The organism is Mycobacterium sp. Panama NTM2, assembly GCF_054355555.1.
The window spans coordinates 2,957,539-2,975,970 of the sequence record NZ_CM135953.1; the positions used below are offsets into that span (position 1 = coordinate 2,957,539).

The window sequence follows — 18,432 nt, forward strand, 5'->3', positions numbered from 1 at the left end:
GTCGAGTTCCTCCCCTGGGCCAGCTGGTCGAGCCGCCTCGGGCCAAGGTAACAGCGAACTGTCAGCCAGAGGGCCGGATGCGGGAATCAGCCGTTGTCGCGCCAGGCGAGCACGTCTTTGAGCGCCCCCAGGTCGTACCCGTCGTCGGCGGTGAGTTCGGTCTGGAACAACGTCACTCCCGCATCACGGAACTCGTCCGCACTGCGCCTGTTCTGCCACAGAGTCGAGCGCTCGATCTCGGCGCCGCTGCGGCCGAACGTCGCGGCCAGCTCGTCCACGCGCTCGCTGAGCCTGCGGAACGTGTCGAGTTCGGCGAACGCATGCCAGATATGGGCATGTCGGGCGACGGCAGGGAGTGAGCGTTTGGGTCCGGTACCGCCGATGAGGATCGGCAGCGGGCGGACCGGTGGCGGGTTGAGGACGGCCAGCCTGTTCTCGATGCGGACGAGGCTCTCGTCGAACAGGTCGAAGCGGGATCCGAAGGTCCCGAAGTCGTATCCGTAGGTCGTGTAATCCTTTTCGTACCATCCCGCGCCGAGTCCGAGGATGAGTCGGCCGCCGCTGATGTGATCGACGGTGCGCGCCATGTCGGCCAGCAGATCGGGGTTGCGGTAACCGACACCGGTGACGAGCAAACCGATGTCGGCGTGCGAGGTGATCTCACCCCACGACGCCAGCGCGGTCCATCCCTCGAAGTTGGTCACGTCGGGCTGCACCTGCGCCAGAACGGGCTTGCCGTCGACGAGGGCGTCCATCACCGGTCGATGAAAGTGGTCGTAACCGAAGATCACGTCGACGCCGAGATCGTCTGCGGCGACGACGGCGTCGCGCCAGCTGCGGTAGTCGGGTGCGCCTCCGGGCTGAATCTGAACGGCGACGCGGACGGGACGGGTCATGGCTGCTCCTGAGTCGGGGGACGGCACTCTTGAGCCAATTCGTCTCGTACCGGGTTTATTCCGGTCCGAGTGAGGATGGGGGTTCAGCGCGGCGCAGACGGGGCACACTCGCACCGGATCGTCGAAGCGGCGCTCCGTCATTCCAGAGAGGACCTCGCGACCATGACGATGCCCAGTGACGCTGCCGATGCGGTCGAATCGAACGGTACGAACGACGGGCCGCGCGACCACGAGGGTGTCGACACCGACCACTCCGCCTACGTCGACGAGAACAATGTTCCCCACCCCGGAGACGCCAACGAGCAGCGCTGACCCGGCTAGGTGAGATAGGTTCCGTGCCCTTCCACGACTCGATCGCCGGCGAAGCGCAGAACTTCGTTGACCAGACCGCCGCGCTGGTTGCGATAGTTGATGACCATCACGTCGACTCCCTGATAGACGGCCTCGACGGTGAAATGCAGGTCAGGGTGCAGCTCGAGCGCACGAACCCAGTACTCGCGTAACGCTTCCTTGCCCGCGACCCGACCGCCCGTTGTCGGGAGCACCTGCGCGGCGACCGGAGAGGTGAACACGACGGCGTCGTCGAAGTGGTCGAGAACCCTCTCGACGTCGTGAGCGTTCCAGGCGTCAACCCATTGCCGACTGAACGTCTCGGCATCTCTGTCCATGCGGCACGTTAACGAGCCGGACGTGCGGTAGTCCAGCGCTTTTCGGCCGACCACGAGCCGGACATACGAACGCCCGTCTGAGTCCGCCGTCGCAGGAAACTCGTCCGCAAATACCGACACACCGTTGTCGCGGACGTGTCCGACGCTGTCGACATGACCGAGAACGCAAGCGCCGAGACGACCATGACCCCGAACACCGCGGTCGCGGATGCGGCACTCGCCGTGTGGCTGACGATGTGGAACAGCGGCGGCGAGATCGCCCGTCGCATCTGCACCGACGATTTCCGGATCCACTTCCTCAACTCCGAAGCCGACGGCTCGAACCCGGGCGACGACGTCCTGGGCGCGCAGAGCTTCGCTCGATACCTCGACGCGTACCGCGAGAGGCATCCGGAAGTGGTGTTCACCGAGGTGGCGCGCGCCGTCGACGGGGTGCACGGGCGGATGCTGTGGAATGTGCGGGCAGGGGAGAATGCTGCCGGCGGGGTCGACGTCTTCGACTTCACCGACGACGGCTTGATCCGCGAGGTGTGGTCGGTGGGCGGCACGCGGACACATCGCACCTGAGATCGGAGGAGGCTTGCGTGATGAGGCGGGCGGAAAGGTTGTACGCGCTGGTCGACCTCCTGCGTGGAGCCCGCCGACCGATGTCCGCCGCGCGGCTCGCCGAGGAATTCGCGGTGTCCAAACGCACGATCGAACGTGACATCCAGTCTCTTCAGCTCGCGGGTGTACCGATCTACGCCGATCGTGGAGTGTCGGGCGGCTATTCGATTCTGCGCGAGCACTCTCTGCCTCCGCTGAACCTGACGGTGACAGAGTCGTTGGCGGTGCTCGCGGGGCTCGCCCTTCTGGAGACCTCACCGTATGGAACGGCGGCGCGACGAGCGCGGGCCAAGGTCCTGGCGATCAGCGGCGAGGATCACCTGGCGTCGGTCGGAGACGCGTTGGCGTCGATGTTCGTCATCGACGCCGAAGCCCCCACGGAGGCGGCGATCGCACTCATTCCGGAAGCGATCGCCGCCCGCCGGGTCGTGCGGCTGCACTACATCGCCGAGGACGGGACGACCCGCACCAGTCGGGACGTGGAGGCGATGGGACTGCTCCGCGGCGGGGATGTTTGGATGTTCGTCGGATGGTGCCGGCTACGCAATGGAATTCGGGGGTTTCACCTCGACCGCATTCGGCAGCTGGAGATCAGTGACGAAGTCTTTCCCGAACGGGACCCCGCGGTACTCGACGCAGACCTGTCGCGGTGGCGTACCCGTCGGCTGGGGTGAGCAGCCGAGTCGGCCGGCATACCGGGGAATCGGTTCCGGCCGCGGGTGGTTGATCGGGCAGTGAAGAGGATCGGATTCCTGTCGTTCGGGCACTGGTCAGACAGCCCGCATTCCCGGGTGCGCTCCGCCTCAGACGCCCTGCTGCAATCGGTCGAGCTGGCGGTAGCTGCCGAGGAGATGGGCGCTGACGGTGCGTACTTCCGCGTGCACCACTTCGCCAGGCAACTGAGTTCTCCGTTCCCGCTGCTCGCCGCAGCGGCCGCGCGCACCACACGCATCGAGCTCGGCACCGGAATCATCGACATGCGCTACGAGAACCCGCTGTACATGGCTGAGGATGCCGGCGCTGCCGATCTCCTCTCCGGTGGCAGACTGCAGCTGGGCATCAGCCGCGGGTCGCCCGAGCAGGTGATCGAGGGCTACCGCTACTTCGGTCACCAACCCGCTGAGGGCGACGCCGATGGCGCCGAGATGGCACGCGAACACACGCGGGTGTTCCTCGAGGTACTGACGGGCCGGGGCTTCGCGCAGCCCAACCCGCGTCCGATGTTCCCGAATCCGCCGGGTCTGCTCAGGCTCGAGCCGCACTCCCCGGGATTGCGTGACCGAATCTGGTGGGGTGCGGGTACCCGCGCCACGGCCGAATGGACGGCTCGCGAGGGGATGAACTTGATGAGCTCCACGCTGCTGTCCGAGGACACCGGTGTGCCCTTCCATCAGCTGCAGGCCGAGCAGATCCAGCGATTCCGTGATGCGTGGACAGCCGCCGGCCACGAGCGTCAACCGCGGGTCTCGGTGAGCCGCAGCATCTTTCCGATCGTCAACGATCTGGACAAGCAACTGTTCTGGCACAACCGCAACAGCACGGACGAGGTCGGCGTGCTGGCCGGCGGCACAGCCCGCTTCGGTAAGACATACGCGGGTGAGCCCGACAAGCTCATCGCTCAGCTCGCCGAGGACGAAGCCGTTGCGGCGGCGGATACGTTGTTGTTGACGGTTCCCAATCAGCTTGGCGTCGAATACAACACGCACGTCATCGAGAGCCTGCTGACCCATGTCGCGCCGGAGCTCGGATGGCGGTGAGGAACTCGGCGTCGGCCCGTTCCCGCCCGTAGAATCCCCGAGTGTGACCGAGCAGACGCCGCCGTGCTGGGAGATGGCGACGGCGGCGTGCGATCGGCTCCCCGGGGTGACGTCGATGGTCGGGTATCGCACCCTCGACGTGCCCGACGGTACGCATCTCGGTATGCCGTCGGCGAGCCTGACGTTCATCGTCAGCGCCGACGAGGGCGTCGAGGCTGCTGCCGATGTCACGCAGTTGCCGCTGGCTCGTGCGCAACGCGTGATCCTCGGCGGACTGAAACTGCGCGCCAGCCATGTGCGGCAGCGTCGTGGACAGTCCGGGATCCAGCTCGCTGTGCACCCGCTGGCCTCACGGGCCCTGTTCGGTGTGCCCGCCGCCGAGCTGAGCGTCGATGACTTCGACGGATCCGCTGTCCTCGGCGCGGTCGCGAGGCAGCTCAGCGATCAGGTCGCCGAGGCGGCATCCTGGCCCGCCGCCTTCGACGTGGTTGCCGGGTTCGTGCAGCGTAGCGCAGACGCCCGCAACTCGGTGCGGCCCGAAGTGCGACATGCGTGGCGAATGTTGCGGTGCAGCGGGGGACGCGTATCGGTGGCCGCGGTGGCCACGGAGGTCGGTCTCACTCCGCGTCATCTGGGCACTCTGTTCCGCCGCGAGGTCGGGCTCGCACCCAAGGCCGTCGCGCGGTTGATGCGCTTCGAGACGGCGACCGCACAGATCGTTCGATCGGTCTCCGGAAGCGCCGGCGTCGACCTGGCCGACGTCGCAGCCACCACCGGCTTCTCCGACCAAGCCCACCTGAGCGCCGAGTTCGTCGCCTTCACCGGCCTTCCGCCGCGGAAGTGGATCGCTGCGGAGTTCCGAAACATCCAAGACGGCGGCCACCGGATGTTCGATCCTGACAACCATGACCCTGTCGAACATGACCCTGTCGAACCCGGCCGTGTGGCCCACACTGCAAGCCCATGACGCACCCGCGCTGATCGATTACCTCGTCGACACCTTCGGCTTCGTCGTGGGCGCCCGCTATGGCGACGAGGATCGCGTGGACCACGCTCAGCTGAACTGGCCGGAGGGCACCGGCGGGCTGATGATGGGCAGCTACAAGCCAGGCACCGACTGGTGTCGCGAACCCGGTAGCGCGGGTGCCTACATCGTCACCGCCGACGTGGACGCGCTGTACACGCGGGTGGTGTCGAAGAACGCCGACATCGTGCGCCCGCTGTGCTCGACCGATTACGGATCGCGGGAGTTCGCTGTTCGTGACCCGGAGGGCAATCTGTGGAGCTTCGGCACCTATGCGGGTGAGGTGAGTGAAACCGAGCCACCTGTTTAGGCGCGACGAGAGCGGGAAGCCGGGCGGTCCAACCGAACGAGCCCCTCCGGAGTGGGCTCGATCCGTGACGAGGGGATGCAATGGCAGCCGACCGTGGAGCCAAAGAGACCATCAAGAGTGTCGTCAAGGACGCCAAGGACAAGGTGGTCGAAGCAGCCGACAGGCTTGCGCAGCACAGCCCGAAGTACATTCCTGGTGCACCGGGGCCGGAGCCGGCGTCGTTCGACGAACCGACCGAGGCGCGCGAGCCGCTTCCGCCGAAACCGGACCAGGGTGGTCCTGATTTGCGCACCGCCACCGGCCTTTCCGTGGGCGGAGGTCAGACGGCGCGCGGGCAGCAGGGGGAGTACCTCACCACCGCCCAGGGCGCACGGCTGTACGACACCGACCATTCTCTGAAGGCCGGGCAGCGCGGGCCGACACTGCTGCAGGACCACCACCTCCGGGAGAAGATCACCCACTTCGACCATGAGCGCATCCCCGAGCGTGCGGTGCACGCCCGCGGTGCGGCGGCACACGGTGTGTTCCGCGGCAATAGTGCCGCTGAAAAAATCTGCACGGCGGGCTTCTTGAGGTCGGGCGCAGAAACCGATGTGTTCGTGCGCTTTTCGACAGTCTTGGGTTCCCGGGGTTCGGCCGACACGGTGCGCGACACCCGCGGCTTCGCCACCAAGTTCTACACCGACGAGGGCACATTCGACCTCGTCGGCAACAACATCCCGGTGTTCTTCATCCAAGACGGCATCAAGTTCCCCGATGTCGTGCACGCGGCCAAACCGCATCCCGATCGCGAGATCCCGCAGGCGCAGAGTGCCCATGACACCTTCTGGGACTTCGTGTCGCTACACACCGAGGCTCAGGCTCACACCATGTGGAACATGTCAGACCGGGGGATTCCCCGTTCGTACCGGATGATGGAGGGCTTCGGTGTCCACACGTTCCGCCTCACGGGGCCGGACGGTTCCACGTCGCTGGTGAAGTTCCATTGGAAGCCGCGCCTCGGGGTGCACTCTCTGGTGTGGGAGGAGGCGCAGATCGCGGCCGGGATGGATCCCGACCTGCATCGGCGTGACCTGGCGGACGCGATCGAGAAGGGCGCCTACCCCGAGTGGGACCTCGGCGTGCAGGTGATGCCCGATTCGCCGGACCAGATGTTCGAGGGCATCGACTTGCTGGACCCCACCAAGATCGTGCCCGAGGAACTCGCACCGGTCCAGCTGATCGGAACCATGGAGCTCAACCGCAATCCGACGAACTACTTCGCCGAAACCGAACAGGTGGCATTCCATCCTGGGCATCTGGTCCCCGGCATAGATGTGACCGACGATCCGCTGCTGCAAGCGCGGCTCTTCTCTTATCTGGACACCCAGCTGAGCCGCCTCGGCGGGCCGAACTTCGGTCAGATACCGATCAATCGGCCACACGCCCCCGTCAACGACATGCTGCGCGACGGCTTCCACCAACACGGCGTGCACCCGGGAGTTGCTCCCTACCAACCGAATTCCCTCGACGGCGGATGCCCGTTCTTCGCCGGCGCAGATACCGCGGCGTTCATCGAAGCGCCGGCGGTGGTTGCCGAGTCGACGAAAGTCCGTGCGGCTCCGGCGTCGTACGACGACCACTTCAGCCAGGTCACGCTGTTCTACCGCAGCTTGACCCCGGTCGAGCAGGCCCACATCGCCGAGGCGTACACCTTTGAACTCGGAAAGTGTTATGAGCAGGCGATCAAGGAACGCCAGCTGTCGGTTCTGGCGAACATCGACGCCGATCTGTGCGCGACCGTCGCGGCGGGGCTCGGCCTCGAGGCGCCCGCGGCCACAGCACCGCCCGCCGACCCGGCGCAGCTCAGCCCGGCGGTGTCGCAGGTGGGGGAGCGCTGGCCGACAGATGGACGTAACATCGGCATCCTCGTCGGTCCGGACTCCGATGTCGGCGACGTCTCCACCGTGGTGGATGCACTGGGCGCGGCGAAACTTGTGCCCCTGGTCATCGCTGCGCACGGAGGCACCCTCACCCACGAGGGCGGTACCGTACCGATCTCCCGGACATACACGACCGCACGTTCGATCGAATTCGATGCTCTGGTGATCGCGGGCTCGCCCACCACCGTGCAGGCAAAGATCCTCGTCGATGAGGTGTTCCGGCACTTCAAGGGCATCGCGGTCCTGCCACAGGGCGCCGATCTGTTGACTCGAGCCGGCGTGGCCGACGGCGCTGCAGGCGTTCTCGACGGATCGGACGCTGCTGCGCTGGCCTCCGCACTGATCGAGAGTCTCGGCGAGCACCGGGTGTGGGGCCGCGACGTCGCGGTCTGAACCCGAGTGGCGTCGGTTATGGAGACGTCACAAGTGGACAGGAATCACGGCACCGTCACGGGGTATCGCACGGTGCGTCAGAACAATTCGAGATGAAGGTGCAGGACATGGCATCAGGCGTGGCGACCGTGTGGTTACCGGTCGAAGACATGAAGCGCGCGGTGAGCTTCTACGGCGACACACTCGGTCTCGAGGTGAAGAAAGAGTCCGACGAGTGGTCGGAGTTGGACGCCAACGGATTGATGGTGGGCCTGAACGCTCGCGAATCGTCGGGAGCGGACGGCAGCGGTGGCGCCCTCCTGACGTTCCAACCAGATGGCGGCATCGACGACGAGGTCTCACGGCTTCAAGGCGAAGGCGTGTCGTTCGTCGGCGACATCAGCGACCACCCGTGGGGCCGGATCGCGTCCTTCAAAGACTCCGAAGGAAACGATCTGCAACTGTACGAGCCGCCCTCGGAGTGAATCAGCGGTATCGGCTTCGGGTGAGCGAAACGGTTGCAGTTCGCGCGGGGGAGCGCAAGAGTGACCTCATGCCTGATGCTGAACCCCACAAAACCGACACCACCCCGGGACTGGCTCCCTTGGCCGACCGCCTCGACAGGATCGCCGAGCAGCTCGGGGTGAAGTCGGTGTTGGTGATGCGGTCGGAATCCGACTCGATGGTGGTTGCTGCAACCGCTGGAGAAGCGACACAACACTATTCGGTTGGCGCAGCGGGCAAGAAAGCGTTGGACGACGCGTCGCGGGTGCCGCTCTACTGCGAGCGGGTGGTCGACGGCGATGATCCGTTGTTCGTCCGTGATTCCCGCACCGACGCCACCTTCGCCGGCAACGAAGACGAAGTGGAGTTCGGACTACACAACTATCTCGGGGTGCCCGTCCACGACGCCGCAGGACAGGTCGTCGGGACGGTGTGTGTACTCGACGACAGCCCGCGCGACTACACCGAGGAGGAACGCGCGCAGCTCTCGGCGTTGGCGGGAGAAGTCGAGCAGATCGTCGCGAAGGACGACAGCGCACTCAGCTGACGTGCAGGGCTCCGACGACTAGCCCCACTCGCCGATCACGGACGTCGATCAGCGAAGCGACACCCGGCCCCGGATGCGGCCGAGAACGACGAGGGTCATCAGCGTGACCGCGAGCAGAAGTGTGGTGCTGGCAGCGGCCTGGAAGACCTGACCACGGTCGGTCAACCCGAATATGGTCACCGGCAACGTCTTCCACGTCGCGGGATACACCATCACGGTGGCGCCGAGCTCGCCCATCGACAGGGCGACCGCCAACCCCGACGCCGCGCCGAGTGCCGGCAGAAGCAGCGGGAGTGTGACCCGCAGCAGAACTCGCGCCGGACCTGCACCGAGTGATTCCGCGGCCTGCCGGTAGGCGGGGTCGAGTCGATCGAGTGCCGCCGACACGGCGCTGAAGGCGAACGCCAGGACGAGGGCAGTGTGGGCGAGGATGACGATCCATCTCGTCCCACCGAGCAGCAGCGGCCGCTCGTTGAAGGCGATCAGCACACCGAGTCCGATCGCGACCGACGGCACGGCGATGGGCAGGTGGAACACCGCATCGGTGATGCGCCGCAGCCAGGTCGGCACCTCCCGCGCCGCCAGGGCAGCCCAGGTTCCGGCCGTCACGGCGAGGGCGCCGGCAAGCAGCGCCGTCTGCAGGCTCACCGACAGACTTGCGAGGTCCTCGCCGGACAGCGCCGTGCCGTACCTCGCAAATCCGAGGTCGGAAGGAAGTGGGCCGGTCCACGAGCCGGCAAGTCCGGCCACCACGACCGTCCCGAGCGGCAGCACGAACACCACGGTGACGATCATCCCGAACAGGGCGAGCACCGCCCGTCTACTGCGCGCGCTCCACAGCAGCACCGTCGTCCCCCCTTCGTGCAGTCAGCCGGGCGAACACGATGCGGTACAGCGCGTACAACGTCAATGACAGCACCACCTGCACCGACGCGATCACCGCGGCGCCAGGCAGATCGAACGTCACGATCCCACGGGTGTAGACGAGCACCGGCAAGGTGATGACCCCTTTGGCGCCGGTGAACAACACGATGCCGAACTCGTTGAGCGTCAACAACAGAACGAGGCTGCCGCCGGCGGCGAGCGCGGGCCACGCCTCGGGCAGCACGATGGAGCGCAGTGTGGTCCACGGTGACGCGCCGAGGCTCGCGGCCACGTCGAGGTGGGCGCGGGGAACCAGCGAGAACGCCGCCAGCAACGGACGTACCACGAAGGGCGTGAAAAAGGTGATCTCCGCGGCGATCACCCCGGCGGGGGTGTACAGGAAGTCGAGCAACGGGCCCGAACCGTCGCCGGTGAACTCGGTGGCGAGCGCGTTGACCGCGCCGGCCGTGCCGTAGAGGAATGTGAAGGCCAGCGTGATCAGAAAAGACGGCAGTGCGAGCACGGTGTCGATGAGCCGGCCCACCAGCGCCGAGCCGGGAAAGGGAACGAACGCGAGCACCACCGCGAGGAACAGACCGAGCACCAGGCACCCGACCGTCGACGCTGTCGCGATCGTGATGGTCCGCCACAGGGCGTCGCGGAACAGTTGCGAACCGAGCACCTCACTCCACGATCCGCCGACGGATTCGGCGAACACCCGCACCAGCGGGTAGCACGCGATCATCAGAACCAGCGTCAGCGGTGGCAGCAACCACAGCCATGCGCGCGACCGCGGCGCCGGCCCTGTCTTCGCGTCGTGTGCCTCCAGAACCGTTGTCACGCCGCATGTCCCGACGAGACGAGGACGCCGGCCGGTTCCGGTAGCCGAACCCCGACGACGCTGCCGTGTTCGAACGGGGTGTGGCCCGGCACGTCCACCTGCACGGTCACGTCGGGAAGAGAGTCGAGCGCCAGCACCAGCCGGGTGACCGCGCCGCGCCAGACTGCGGCCGACACGGTCGCGGGCAGCGCGTTGCGCTCGCGGGCGGAAACCACCTGCAGGGCGTGCGGGCGCACGCACAGCAGGGCGGGCGATCCCGGCGCCCAATCGGGTTGGCCGATCTCGGGATGCGGTGCTTCGGCACTGACCGTGCGCGAGCCGAGGCTGATCAACGCCGAGGTGCCGCTGACACGGCCGACCGTGCACGGCAACAGATTTGCCCCGCCGAGGAACGCCGCGGTGAAACTGCTGGGCGGACGCTTCCACAGGTTCTCGGCGGTGTCGACGTCGACGAGCCGTGCGTGGTTCATCACCGCGATGCGGTCGGCCAGAGCGAGCGCCTCGGACTGGTCGTGAGTCACGTAGAGCATCGCCATCTGCGGCAGTGCCTCCTTGAGGCGCTGCAGTTCGGTGAGCATCGACTGTCGCAGCGACGCGTCGAGCGCCGCCAGCGGCTCGTCGAGCAGTAGTACGGCAGGTCGGATCGCCAGGGCTCGGGCGATGGCCACGCGCTGCTGCTGGCCGCCCGAGAGCTCCCGCGGCAGTCGAGTTCCGAAGCCGGCCATCCCGACCATCTCCAGGACCTCGGCCACCCGCGGTGCGATCTCTCGTCGCGCCGTCCGCTGGGCCCGCAGCCCGAACGCCACGTTGTCGGTGACGGACATATGGGGGAACAGCGCATAGGACTGCAGGACGACGCCGATGCCGCGGCGCGCCGGCGGCAGGTTGGTGACGTCGCGGCCGGCCAGCCTCACCGAGCCCGATGTGGGGCGCACGAACCCGGCGAGCGCCCCCAGCGCGGTGAATTTGCCCGATCCGCTGGGTCCGAGCAGCGCGATCGTCTCCCCACCGGCGACGCGTAGCGAGAAGTCGACCAGGGCGGTGGTGGCCTTGCGTCTGCGGCCGTAGGTGACCCCGACACGGTCGAACACGATGGCCGGTGTCGCCGCATCTGCCCTCGGCGTCTGCGTGCGGCGCCCGAGTGGACCCAGGCGGGTCTGGGCCATGTCAGCTACCCGTCGCCTTCTGGTAGGCGGCGACATCGGCGTCGAGGTCGGCGAGCACGGTGTTCCAGTCCGGCACCCATACGTCGACCCCTTGCAGGACGCCGGCCGGGGTCTCGGGCCCGGTGCCGTCCGAGGTCTTGAGCGCGTCGAGCACCGGCATGCCCAGTGCGTCTGTCGGCACCGTCTTCTGGACATCGTCGGAGACGAGGAAGGCCAACAGCTTCTTGGCCTCTTCGGCGTGCGGGGCCCCCGCGGTGACACCGGCCACGTAGGGCAGCGACACCGTTGTCCGTCGGCCCTGCGCGTCGGCGGGGATGAAGATCCTGAAACGCGACTTGTCGTCCTTGATGGAGGCGAGGTTCATCTGCACGTCGCCGTTGGCCACCAGCAGCTCACCGTTGCTCACCTTCGGCTGTAGTTTGCCGGTCGACGAAGAGGGTCCGACGTTGCTGACCTGCAATGCTTTCAGATAGTCGAGGGCGGCCTGCCTGCCTCGGAGGTGCTGAAGCAGCACCAGCACAGCGGTGCCGTCACCGGCCTGCCCCGGTGTGGAATACTGCAGTTTGCCCTTGAACTCCGGGCGCAGCAGGTCGTCCCAGGTGACCGGTGCGGGATTCGCGTCCGGGTTGACGATGAAGCTCAGCGCATTGTCGACGATCGGTACGTACTGGGCCTGCGGTCCGACCTGGTCGGCTGCGATACCCGAGGTGTCGACCCCGCTGGGCTGCAACAACTTCGATGCGGCCGCCCGTTGGATGAACGGCGGCAGCGTCACCAGGAGGTCGGCCTGCGGGTTCGACTGCTCCTTCTCCACCCGGGACACCACCTCGCCGGAGCCGGCCTCGACCACGTTGACGTTGATGCCGGTCTGGTCGGTGAACGCCTTGAACGTGCCGTCGTACCAGCCTCCGAGCCCGTCGGCACTGTAGACCGTCAGCGTCGTCCCGTCACCGGACCCGGAGGACCCCGTGCCGCCGCAGGCCGCGGTGAGCATCGTGAGTGCGACGGCGAGCAGAGCGGCCGCGGAGCTGCGCAAGGTCATGGATCAGCCTTTCAAGAGGAGGTCGGCGAAATCGGAGACGGTGGCGACGACGTGTGTGGCGCCCGCCCCGGCGAGACGACGCTCGTCGTGAGCGCCGGTGAGGGTGCCTGCAGCGATGGAACAGCCCGCGCGCAAGGCGCTTTCGACATCGTTGGCGGTGTCGCCCAGCGCCGCGACGGCCTGCACGCTGTCGGCGCCGGTGCGGATGAGGGCGGTGAGGATGAGGTCGGGGAAGGGGCGTCCGCGGATGCCGTCGCCGGGGGCGAGCACGACGTCGGCGATGTCCTGCCAGCCCAACGCCTCGAGTAGCGCCGCCTGGGTGTCTGGAGAGAAGCCGGTGGTGAGCGCCACCCGGATTCCGGCGTCTCGAAGGCGGCCGAGGGCGTCCGCGGCCCCGGGAACGGGCTCGGCGCGCCCGGCGGTGATGAGTGACGAGTAGGCATGCTCGAACGCCGTGTTGGCGCGCTGCGCTGTGGCCTCGTCGTCGAACAGGGCGCGGAAGACCATGATCTTGGACTGGCCCATCGTGTCGAGAACGTACTGTCGCGCGTGTTCACGCCGGGGTCCGTCGACCGGCAGGCCACCCGCGTCGGCGGCCGCCTCGAAAGCCTCGACCACCAGACCGTCGTCCGCGACCGTGGTGCCCGCCATGTCGACGACGGCGAGTTGAATGTCATTGTTGTTCATCACAATCCGATCTGATCCGCGGTGTGTTCGCCGATGACGGGGCCGAGGGTCATCCCTCGACCGCCGGGTCCCGTCACCACCCAGACATCGTCATCGGCGCGGACCCGATGGACGAGCCGCTCTGTGTCGAGGCACTGGCTGTAGACACCGGCCCATCGCCGGCGCACGGGCGGCAGTCGCCGCCCCAGGAGCTCCTCGACCAGGCCGACGAGGTAGGAGTAGGGCGCCTCGTCGACGTCGAACGGAAACGGTTCCTCGTAGGCGTGGGTGTCGCCGATCGTGAGTCCGCCATGCAGGCGCTGAACGCAGAGCAGCTGCATGCGGTGCTCGTCGGCGACCGGGTCCTGACTTTCGCTGCGCCGCAGAGCGTCGAGCGCGTGCCCGGCGAATCCGGGGTAGTAGCGGAAGCTGTCACCGTCGGCGATCGCGGTGGTCAACGTCTCGCCGAGGGGAGCGGTCTGCATCATCTGCAGACGCACCCGGCGCACCGGCATGTCGCCGGCGAGCTCGCGGACCAGGCCGCCGTGGGCGGCCCCGGCGCACACGATGACGACGTCCGCGTCGTGCACTCCGCCACGATCGTCGACGGTGCGGGTGCCGGTGATGGAGCGTGCTTCGGCGCCCGGGTGGAAGCTGTAGCGACCACTGGCCTGCAGGTGTGCGCGCAGCGCGGGCAGGGCCTGACGGGATTCCACCGCGGCGTCGCGCTCACAGTGCAGGGCGGCGAGGAATTTGCCCCGCAGCGCCGGGTTCAGCGCGCGGGCGGCGTCGGCGTCGAGCAGACGGAAGCCCCGCTGCGCGGCGTCGCCACGTGCGCTGACGTCCTCGGCCACCGCCACTTCGGCGTCGGTGCGCAGCAGGGTCAGCGATCCGCACGGGCGGAACCCGACGTCGGGCACCTGCGCTGCGATGTCTTCCCAGAGCTGGCGGGAGCGCAGGCTGGCCTCGAGTTCTCCGGATGAGCGGCCCGAGACCCACACCAGACCGAAGTTGCGCACCGTCGCACCGCGTGCCTCGGCCTCGCGTTCGAGGTGTACGACCTCATGGCCACGGTGGATTGCGTGCCAGGCATGGGACGTCCCGAGGACGCCTCCGCCGATGATCGTGACCCGCATGGACATCGAGACAACCTTTCGTTGGCGTCGCCACCGCAGCCCGGCGATTGAGGGGGTGGGAACAGAAGGTGAACAATTGGTATAGACCAATCTAGGGTATGGTCTGGGCATGACACACAGATCCGACCTGGCATGTGCGGACGTGGCCGGTGTCCTTCAGTCCCTTCGCGGGGTGTGGGACGAGGTCGAGGTCGATGAGTGGGACCATGCCCTGCAGTGCGCCGCTCGTGCGCTGGACGACGATGCCGACGACGAGCTGGTTCTTGCTGCCGCGCTGCACGACATCGGCCACAGTCCGTTGCTCGGCGGGCCGGGCATCGGCGATCACTCCGGGCTCGCGAGCCGGTGGCTGCGGCCGCGTTTCGGCGAGCGGGTGGCGTGGCTGGCCGGCGCCCACGTGGCCGCCAAGCGCCACCTCGCGGCGACCGACGCCGATTACGCTGCCGCTCTGAGCCCCGTGTCTCGGACGTCATTGGAGGAACAGGGGGGAGCCGCTGTCGATCCCGTGCTCGCGGCGCACCCCTGGTGCGCGGATGCGTTGCGGCTGCGGCGATTCGACGATGCGGCAAAGGTTCCCGGTGCCAACACCGCGCCGCTGGACACCGTGCTCGCGATCGCCCGCCGCGTGGCCCGATGAGCCTGCCGAAACCGTACGTCGTACGCACCGGTCTCGACGAGATTCTCGCGGGTCTGCGCGAAGGCGACGCCTTTCCGCCGGAACGCGAACTCGCGCTGCGTTTCGGCGTCGCCCGCGACACGGTGCGACAGGCCGTGCACGAGCTCCTCGTCGAGGGTCGCATCGAGCGGCGTGGCCGCGGCACCGTGGTCTCACGGCCCAAACTCGTGCAGCCGCTCTCGCTGAAGTCCTACACCGAGGGCGCGCAGAGGATGGGCCGCACCCCCGGTCGTCTGCTCGTCAGCTGGGACAGGGTCACCGTCGATGCTGGGATCACCGCCGCACTCGACGTCGCGCCGACATCGCGGGTCATGCATCTCGAACGCGTGCTACTCGCCGACGGGGCACGGATCGGCCTGGAGAGCAGCTACCTACCGCTGCACCGATTCGCTTCGCTGGCAGAGGATTTCGATCCGACCACCTCCCTCTACGCGGCGATCCGACAGCGCGGGGTGGTGTTCGGCGAGGCGACCGAGCGCATCGAGACCGTGCTGCCCTCGCCGCGGGAGGCAGGGCTGCTGGAGTCCACGACGGCGATGCCGATGTTGCTCCTCAACCGCCGCTCGGTAGACACCGACGGCCGGCCGATCGAGGTCGTGCGGGCACTCTACCGGGGCGACCGCGTGGCCTTCGAGGCCACGCTCACCGATCGCTAGCCGGGTCAGCACTGGCTGTCGCGTAGAGCAGGGGATTCCGTCGTCTCGTGATCGCATGGAGCACCACGGCGGCAATCAGTGCCTCACTCAGCGACACAGCGGTCGCCAATCCCATCAGCGACGGCATCGGCTGGTGGGCGAGCGTCACCCCCGTGCCGTGGTGATGGGCGGGCATGGACCAGTGCGCTCCGACCATGGCCAAGTTCATGACAGCCACCACGGCCCACGTTCGCGGTCCGCATGCCCGCCACATCTCGTAGGCGCAGAACAGGCACGCCCCCGCCATGGCGACGATCAGCACCTTCGCTGTCGGGCTGTCGGCGTGAACGATCATCATCGCGTGAAGGGCCGCCGAGCACGCGGCCGCCACTGCGCACAACCGCCGGCCGTAGACCGCGGAGATGGCACGTGCACCCGACACCTGCTCACTCTCGCAGCTATTCGGCTTCGCTGCAGGGGAAGTGTGGCGCCTGGAACCTACGTGGCGCCTCGGTCGGTGATGTCGTTGTCGGTCGCTTCGTCGTCGTCGTCGCGGTGGGCGGCTTCGATGACCTCGGGCGGAACCGGCTTCTGCAACCAGGCCCGCATCCGCACCAAGCCCGCGGCGACGGTACCGAGGGCAATCACCCCGATGATGATCCAGACTGCAGCGGACATGACGCCATTGTCCACCTCCCGGTCAGGCCAGCGGCGCGAACGCCTCAGCCAACGCCCGGTAGGTGTCCAGCCGCGCCTCACCGCGGGGCATCGCGAAGTCGGGGACGATCACCTCGTCGACGCCCTCGTCGCGCCAGGTCGCCGCGGCCTCCGCGATTCGCGCCGGGGGACCGTAGACCACAGGTTGCGGGGTCGATTTAGCGGCCGCCTTTGCCTTGGCCTCGGCCTCGGCCGAATCGGTGACCATCACGAGGGCCTGCGTGGAGCGCCGCACGGTGGCTGGATCACGGCCCTCTCGTTCGCACGCCGCGTCCAGGGCCGCCGACCGCTCGGCGAACCCGCCCGGTGCCGACCACTGGTTCCATTCGTGGGCGTGCCGCGCGATCAGTCGCAACATCCGTGGGCCCGTCCCGCCGACAAGCAGCGGCAGCGGCGACTGCACCGGCTTCGGCTCACACAGCGCCTCGGTCAGTTGGTAGTACTGCCCGTCGAGAGTCGTCGTCTCCTTCGTCAGCAGCCCCGAGATCACAGCGAGCCCCTCGGCGAAGCGGTCGACCCGCTCCCTTGGCTCGCCCAACTCCAGGCCGTAGTGCTCGTGTTCGGTGACCTGCCAGCCCGCACCCAGCCCGAGTGTGAAGCGGCCCTTGCTGATGTGGTCAGCCGTCACCGCGAAATTCGCGAGCACTGCCGGGTGCCGGAAGGTCATCGACAGCACCAGGTTGGCCAGCCGGATCTTCGACGTGACGGCGGCCAGCGCGGCCATCACGGCGGTGGCCTCCAGCCAACTGCTCGCCTGGCCGGGCTTGTCGTCTGGTGACATGAAGTGGTCGGCCACGTAGACGCAATGCCAGAATCCGTCGTCTGCGAACTGCGCCAGTTCGACCACGTCGTTCCACGGATACGTTGTCGACGGCCAGAGGGAGAAGCGCACTCGCCCAGTCTAGGAATCAGCGCCCGCACGCGGCGGCGGCAGGGGCTGAATCAGCCATGTCCGCGGCTGCGCTGTCAGTCCTCGTCGAGCGTGATGACGACCTTGACGTCGTCGCGACGCCGCGCGAAGGCCTCGCGGTACCGGCTCAACGGAACGCGGCGGCTGATGAGGCTCGCCAGCCAGTCCTTGTCCGCACGGGCCAATGCGTCGACAGCGTGGTGGTAGTGGCGCAGGTTGGCGTTCACCGACCCCACGACTGCGTCGTTGCCCAACACGATGTCGCGGTTGACTGCGCCGGCGTCGATCGTCAGTGACCGCCCGGTGGGCGAGACCCCCGTCAGGCACACGATGCCGTAGGTCGCCGTCGTGGCCATCGCGCCGAAGACGACGTGCCCGGCGCCGGTCGCCTCGATGACGACGTCGGGACGAAGTGCCTCACCGACGGAAACGATGTCGTCGTGATGGTATTCGGCTCCCAGCGCACGGACGAGAGCCGGCTTCGGGCCGTCGGTGACCCTGTCGAGCACGTGCACGTCGAGCCCGCGCTGCACCCCGAGAAGTGCCGCGAGGAGGCCCACCGGTCCGGCGCCGGTGATCAATGCACGATGCGGGGCGAAGTAGGCCCTCTCGCCCACCCGCTGGACCTGTTCCCATGCCTTCGCCACCACCGTGGTCGGTTCGAGCAGCATCCCGGAGTCCTCGAGGTGCGCCGGCACCGCAACGGCGTAGTCCGACTCGACAACCCACCGCCGGCTGCCGTATCCGTCACGTTCCTTGATGCCGCGCTCGGTGTAACGGCCGTTGCGGCACATGTCGAATTCGCCCCGCGCGCAGGCGGGGCACGGTTCCGGATCCGGCCGGCGCACGACGCCCACCACCAGATCTCCGGGATGGAATCGACTTTCCGCCGGGGCAGAGGCGACGCGGCCCAGTGATTCGTGACCGAGCACGAGTCGGTCCCGACCCGGCGCCGCCCAGCCGTAGTCGCCGGCAACGATCTCTCTGTCGGTGCCGCACACTCCGATCGCCAGACCGTCCACCAACAGCTCGCCGGGGCCCGCAACGGGATCGGGCATCTCGGTGACGTCGAGTGAATCAGCCACGCCGGGCTGCACGGTCAGTGCTCGCATGACGACATGATTGCCGTGCGACATTCATGCCAAACAACAATTATTGCTGTACTACAACTAC

Annotated in this window: 23 protein-coding genes; 11 read left to right on the top strand and 12 right to left on the bottom strand. The window is 67.6% G+C overall.

Annotation, left to right across the window (positions count from 1 at the left end; translation table 11 throughout):
* Positions 1 to 86: 86 nt before the first annotated feature.
* Positions 87 to 896, bottom strand: coding sequence for an LLM class F420-dependent oxidoreductase (locus ACXYX3_RS14045; RefSeq protein WP_458607930.1), 810 nt, complete (start codon positions 894 to 896; stop codon positions 87 to 89).
* Between the two features lie 162 nt (positions 897 to 1,058).
* On the opposite strand from ACXYX3_RS14045, the gene ACXYX3_RS14050 reads away from it, so the two are divergent.
* Positions 1,059 to 1,208, top strand: a complete 150-nt coding sequence (locus tag ACXYX3_RS14050) for a hypothetical protein (protein ID WP_241206370.1) — start codon at positions 1,059 to 1,061, stop codon at positions 1,206 to 1,208.
* Between the two features lie 5 nt (positions 1,209 to 1,213).
* Here ACXYX3_RS14050 and ACXYX3_RS14055 read toward each other — a convergent pair whose 3' ends face one another.
* A complete protein-coding gene (locus tag ACXYX3_RS14055; protein ID WP_458607931.1) occupies positions 1,214 to 1,564 on the bottom strand; it encodes a nuclear transport factor 2 family protein in 351 nt (116 codons plus the stop codon).
* A gap of 153 nt (positions 1,565 to 1,717) precedes the next feature.
* On the opposite strand from ACXYX3_RS14055, the gene ACXYX3_RS14060 reads away from it, so the two are divergent.
* The 8 genes from ACXYX3_RS14060 (at position 1,718) to ACXYX3_RS14095 (ending at position 8,606) form a co-directional block, all read left to right on the top strand.
* Positions 1,718 to 2,131, top strand: a complete 414-nt coding sequence (locus ACXYX3_RS14060) for a nuclear transport factor 2 family protein (protein WP_458607932.1) — start codon at positions 1,718 to 1,720, stop codon at positions 2,129 to 2,131.
* Positions 2,132 to 2,151: 20 nt separating this feature from the next.
* Positions 2,152 to 2,844 carry a helix-turn-helix transcriptional regulator gene (locus ACXYX3_RS14065; RefSeq protein WP_458607933.1) on the top strand — a complete coding sequence of 231 codons (693 nt, stop codon included), beginning with the start codon at positions 2,152 to 2,154 and terminating at the stop codon, positions 2,842 to 2,844.
* A gap of 60 nt (positions 2,845 to 2,904) precedes the next feature.
* Positions 2,905 to 3,927, top strand: coding sequence for an LLM class flavin-dependent oxidoreductase (locus tag ACXYX3_RS14070; protein WP_458607934.1), 1,023 nt, complete (start codon positions 2,905 to 2,907; stop codon positions 3,925 to 3,927).
* A 115-nt stretch (positions 3,928 to 4,042) separates the two neighbouring features.
* The gene (locus ACXYX3_RS14075) at positions 4,043 to 4,894 is read left to right on the top strand and encodes an AraC family transcriptional regulator (protein WP_458612087.1); all 852 of its coding nucleotides are present in this window, start codon (positions 4,043 to 4,045) and stop codon (positions 4,892 to 4,894) included.
* Complete coding sequence (locus tag ACXYX3_RS14080) at positions 4,848 to 5,261, top strand: VOC family protein (RefSeq protein ID WP_458607935.1); 414 nt, start codon at positions 4,848 to 4,850, stop codon at positions 5,259 to 5,261. Before ACXYX3_RS14075 ends, ACXYX3_RS14080 begins: the two co-directional genes overlap by 47 nt.
* A gap of 80 nt (positions 5,262 to 5,341) precedes the next feature.
* The gene (locus ACXYX3_RS14085; RefSeq protein WP_458607936.1) at positions 5,342 to 7,576 is read left to right on the top strand and encodes a catalase; all 2,235 of its coding nucleotides are present in this window, start codon (positions 5,342 to 5,344) and stop codon (positions 7,574 to 7,576) included.
* Between the two features lie 107 nt (positions 7,577 to 7,683).
* On the top strand, positions 7,684 to 8,040 hold the full coding sequence (locus ACXYX3_RS14090) for a VOC family protein (RefSeq protein ID WP_241206363.1): 357 nt from the start codon (positions 7,684 to 7,686) through the stop codon (positions 8,038 to 8,040).
* Positions 8,041 to 8,108: 68 nt separating this feature from the next.
* Positions 8,109 to 8,606 carry a GAF domain-containing protein gene (locus ACXYX3_RS14095; protein ID WP_241206362.1) on the top strand — a complete coding sequence of 166 codons (498 nt, stop codon included), beginning with the start codon at positions 8,109 to 8,111 and terminating at the stop codon, positions 8,604 to 8,606.
* Between the two features lie 48 nt (positions 8,607 to 8,654).
* Here ACXYX3_RS14095 and ACXYX3_RS14100 read toward each other — a convergent pair whose 3' ends face one another.
* The 6 genes from ACXYX3_RS14100 to ACXYX3_RS14125 are packed head-to-tail and all read right to left on the bottom strand — an operon-like array spanning position 8,655 to position 14,321.
* Complete coding sequence (locus ACXYX3_RS14100; RefSeq protein ID WP_458607937.1) at positions 8,655 to 9,452, bottom strand: ABC transporter permease; 798 nt, start codon at positions 9,450 to 9,452, stop codon at positions 8,655 to 8,657.
* Positions 9,427 to 10,311: a 2-aminoethylphosphonate ABC transporter permease subunit gene (locus tag ACXYX3_RS14105; protein WP_458607938.1), complete on the bottom strand. Its 885-nt coding sequence runs from the start codon at positions 10,309 to 10,311 to the stop codon at positions 9,427 to 9,429. The genes ACXYX3_RS14100 and ACXYX3_RS14105 overlap by 26 nt, the downstream gene beginning before the upstream one ends.
* The gene (locus tag ACXYX3_RS14110) at positions 10,308 to 11,477 is read right to left on the bottom strand and encodes an ABC transporter ATP-binding protein (protein WP_458607939.1); all 1,170 of its coding nucleotides are present in this window, start codon (positions 11,475 to 11,477) and stop codon (positions 10,308 to 10,310) included. Before ACXYX3_RS14110 ends, ACXYX3_RS14105 begins: the two co-directional genes overlap by 4 nt.
* A 1-nt stretch (position 11,478) precedes the next feature.
* A complete protein-coding gene (locus tag ACXYX3_RS14115; RefSeq protein ID WP_458607940.1) occupies positions 11,479 to 12,519 on the bottom strand; it encodes a 2-aminoethylphosphonate ABC transporter substrate-binding protein in 1,041 nt (346 codons plus the stop codon).
* Between the two features lie 3 nt (positions 12,520 to 12,522).
* The gene (locus ACXYX3_RS14120) at positions 12,523 to 13,206 is read right to left on the bottom strand and encodes a phosphonatase-like hydrolase (RefSeq protein WP_458607941.1); all 684 of its coding nucleotides are present in this window, start codon (positions 13,204 to 13,206) and stop codon (positions 12,523 to 12,525) included.
* Positions 13,206 to 14,321, bottom strand: a complete 1,116-nt coding sequence (locus tag ACXYX3_RS14125; protein ID WP_458612088.1) for a TIGR03364 family FAD-dependent oxidoreductase — start codon at positions 14,319 to 14,321, stop codon at positions 13,206 to 13,208. Before ACXYX3_RS14125 ends, ACXYX3_RS14120 begins: the two co-directional genes overlap by 1 nt.
* A gap of 109 nt (positions 14,322 to 14,430) precedes the next feature.
* Here ACXYX3_RS14125 and ACXYX3_RS14130 point away from each other — a divergent pair, with 109 nt between their 5' ends.
* The gene (locus ACXYX3_RS14130) at positions 14,431 to 14,958 is read left to right on the top strand and encodes an HD family phosphohydrolase (protein WP_458607942.1); all 528 of its coding nucleotides are present in this window, start codon (positions 14,431 to 14,433) and stop codon (positions 14,956 to 14,958) included.
* Entirely contained in the window at positions 14,955 to 15,653 is a 699-nt protein-coding gene (locus ACXYX3_RS14135; protein WP_241206357.1) for a GntR family transcriptional regulator, read from the top strand. Before ACXYX3_RS14130 ends, ACXYX3_RS14135 begins: the two co-directional genes overlap by 4 nt.
* On the opposite strand, the gene ACXYX3_RS14140 is transcribed toward ACXYX3_RS14135, so the two are convergent.
* From ACXYX3_RS14140 to ACXYX3_RS14155, 4 genes are all read right to left on the bottom strand, one after another.
* Positions 15,640 to 16,074, bottom strand: coding sequence for a hypothetical protein (locus ACXYX3_RS14140; RefSeq protein ID WP_458607943.1), 435 nt, complete (start codon positions 16,072 to 16,074; stop codon positions 15,640 to 15,642). The genes ACXYX3_RS14135 and ACXYX3_RS14140 overlap by 14 nt on opposite strands.
* A gap of 56 nt (positions 16,075 to 16,130) precedes the next feature.
* Positions 16,131 to 16,310, bottom strand: coding sequence for a hypothetical protein (locus ACXYX3_RS14145; RefSeq protein ID WP_458607944.1), 180 nt, complete (start codon positions 16,308 to 16,310; stop codon positions 16,131 to 16,133).
* Positions 16,311 to 16,332: 22 nt separating this feature from the next.
* Positions 16,333 to 17,241, bottom strand: a complete 909-nt coding sequence (locus ACXYX3_RS14150) for an LLM class flavin-dependent oxidoreductase (protein ID WP_458607945.1) — start codon at positions 17,239 to 17,241, stop codon at positions 16,333 to 16,335.
* 74 nt (positions 17,242 to 17,315) lie between these two features.
* Complete coding sequence (locus ACXYX3_RS14155; RefSeq protein ID WP_458607946.1) at positions 17,316 to 18,371, bottom strand: glucose 1-dehydrogenase; 1,056 nt, start codon at positions 18,369 to 18,371, stop codon at positions 17,316 to 17,318.
* Positions 18,372 to 18,432: the final 61 nt, after the last annotated feature.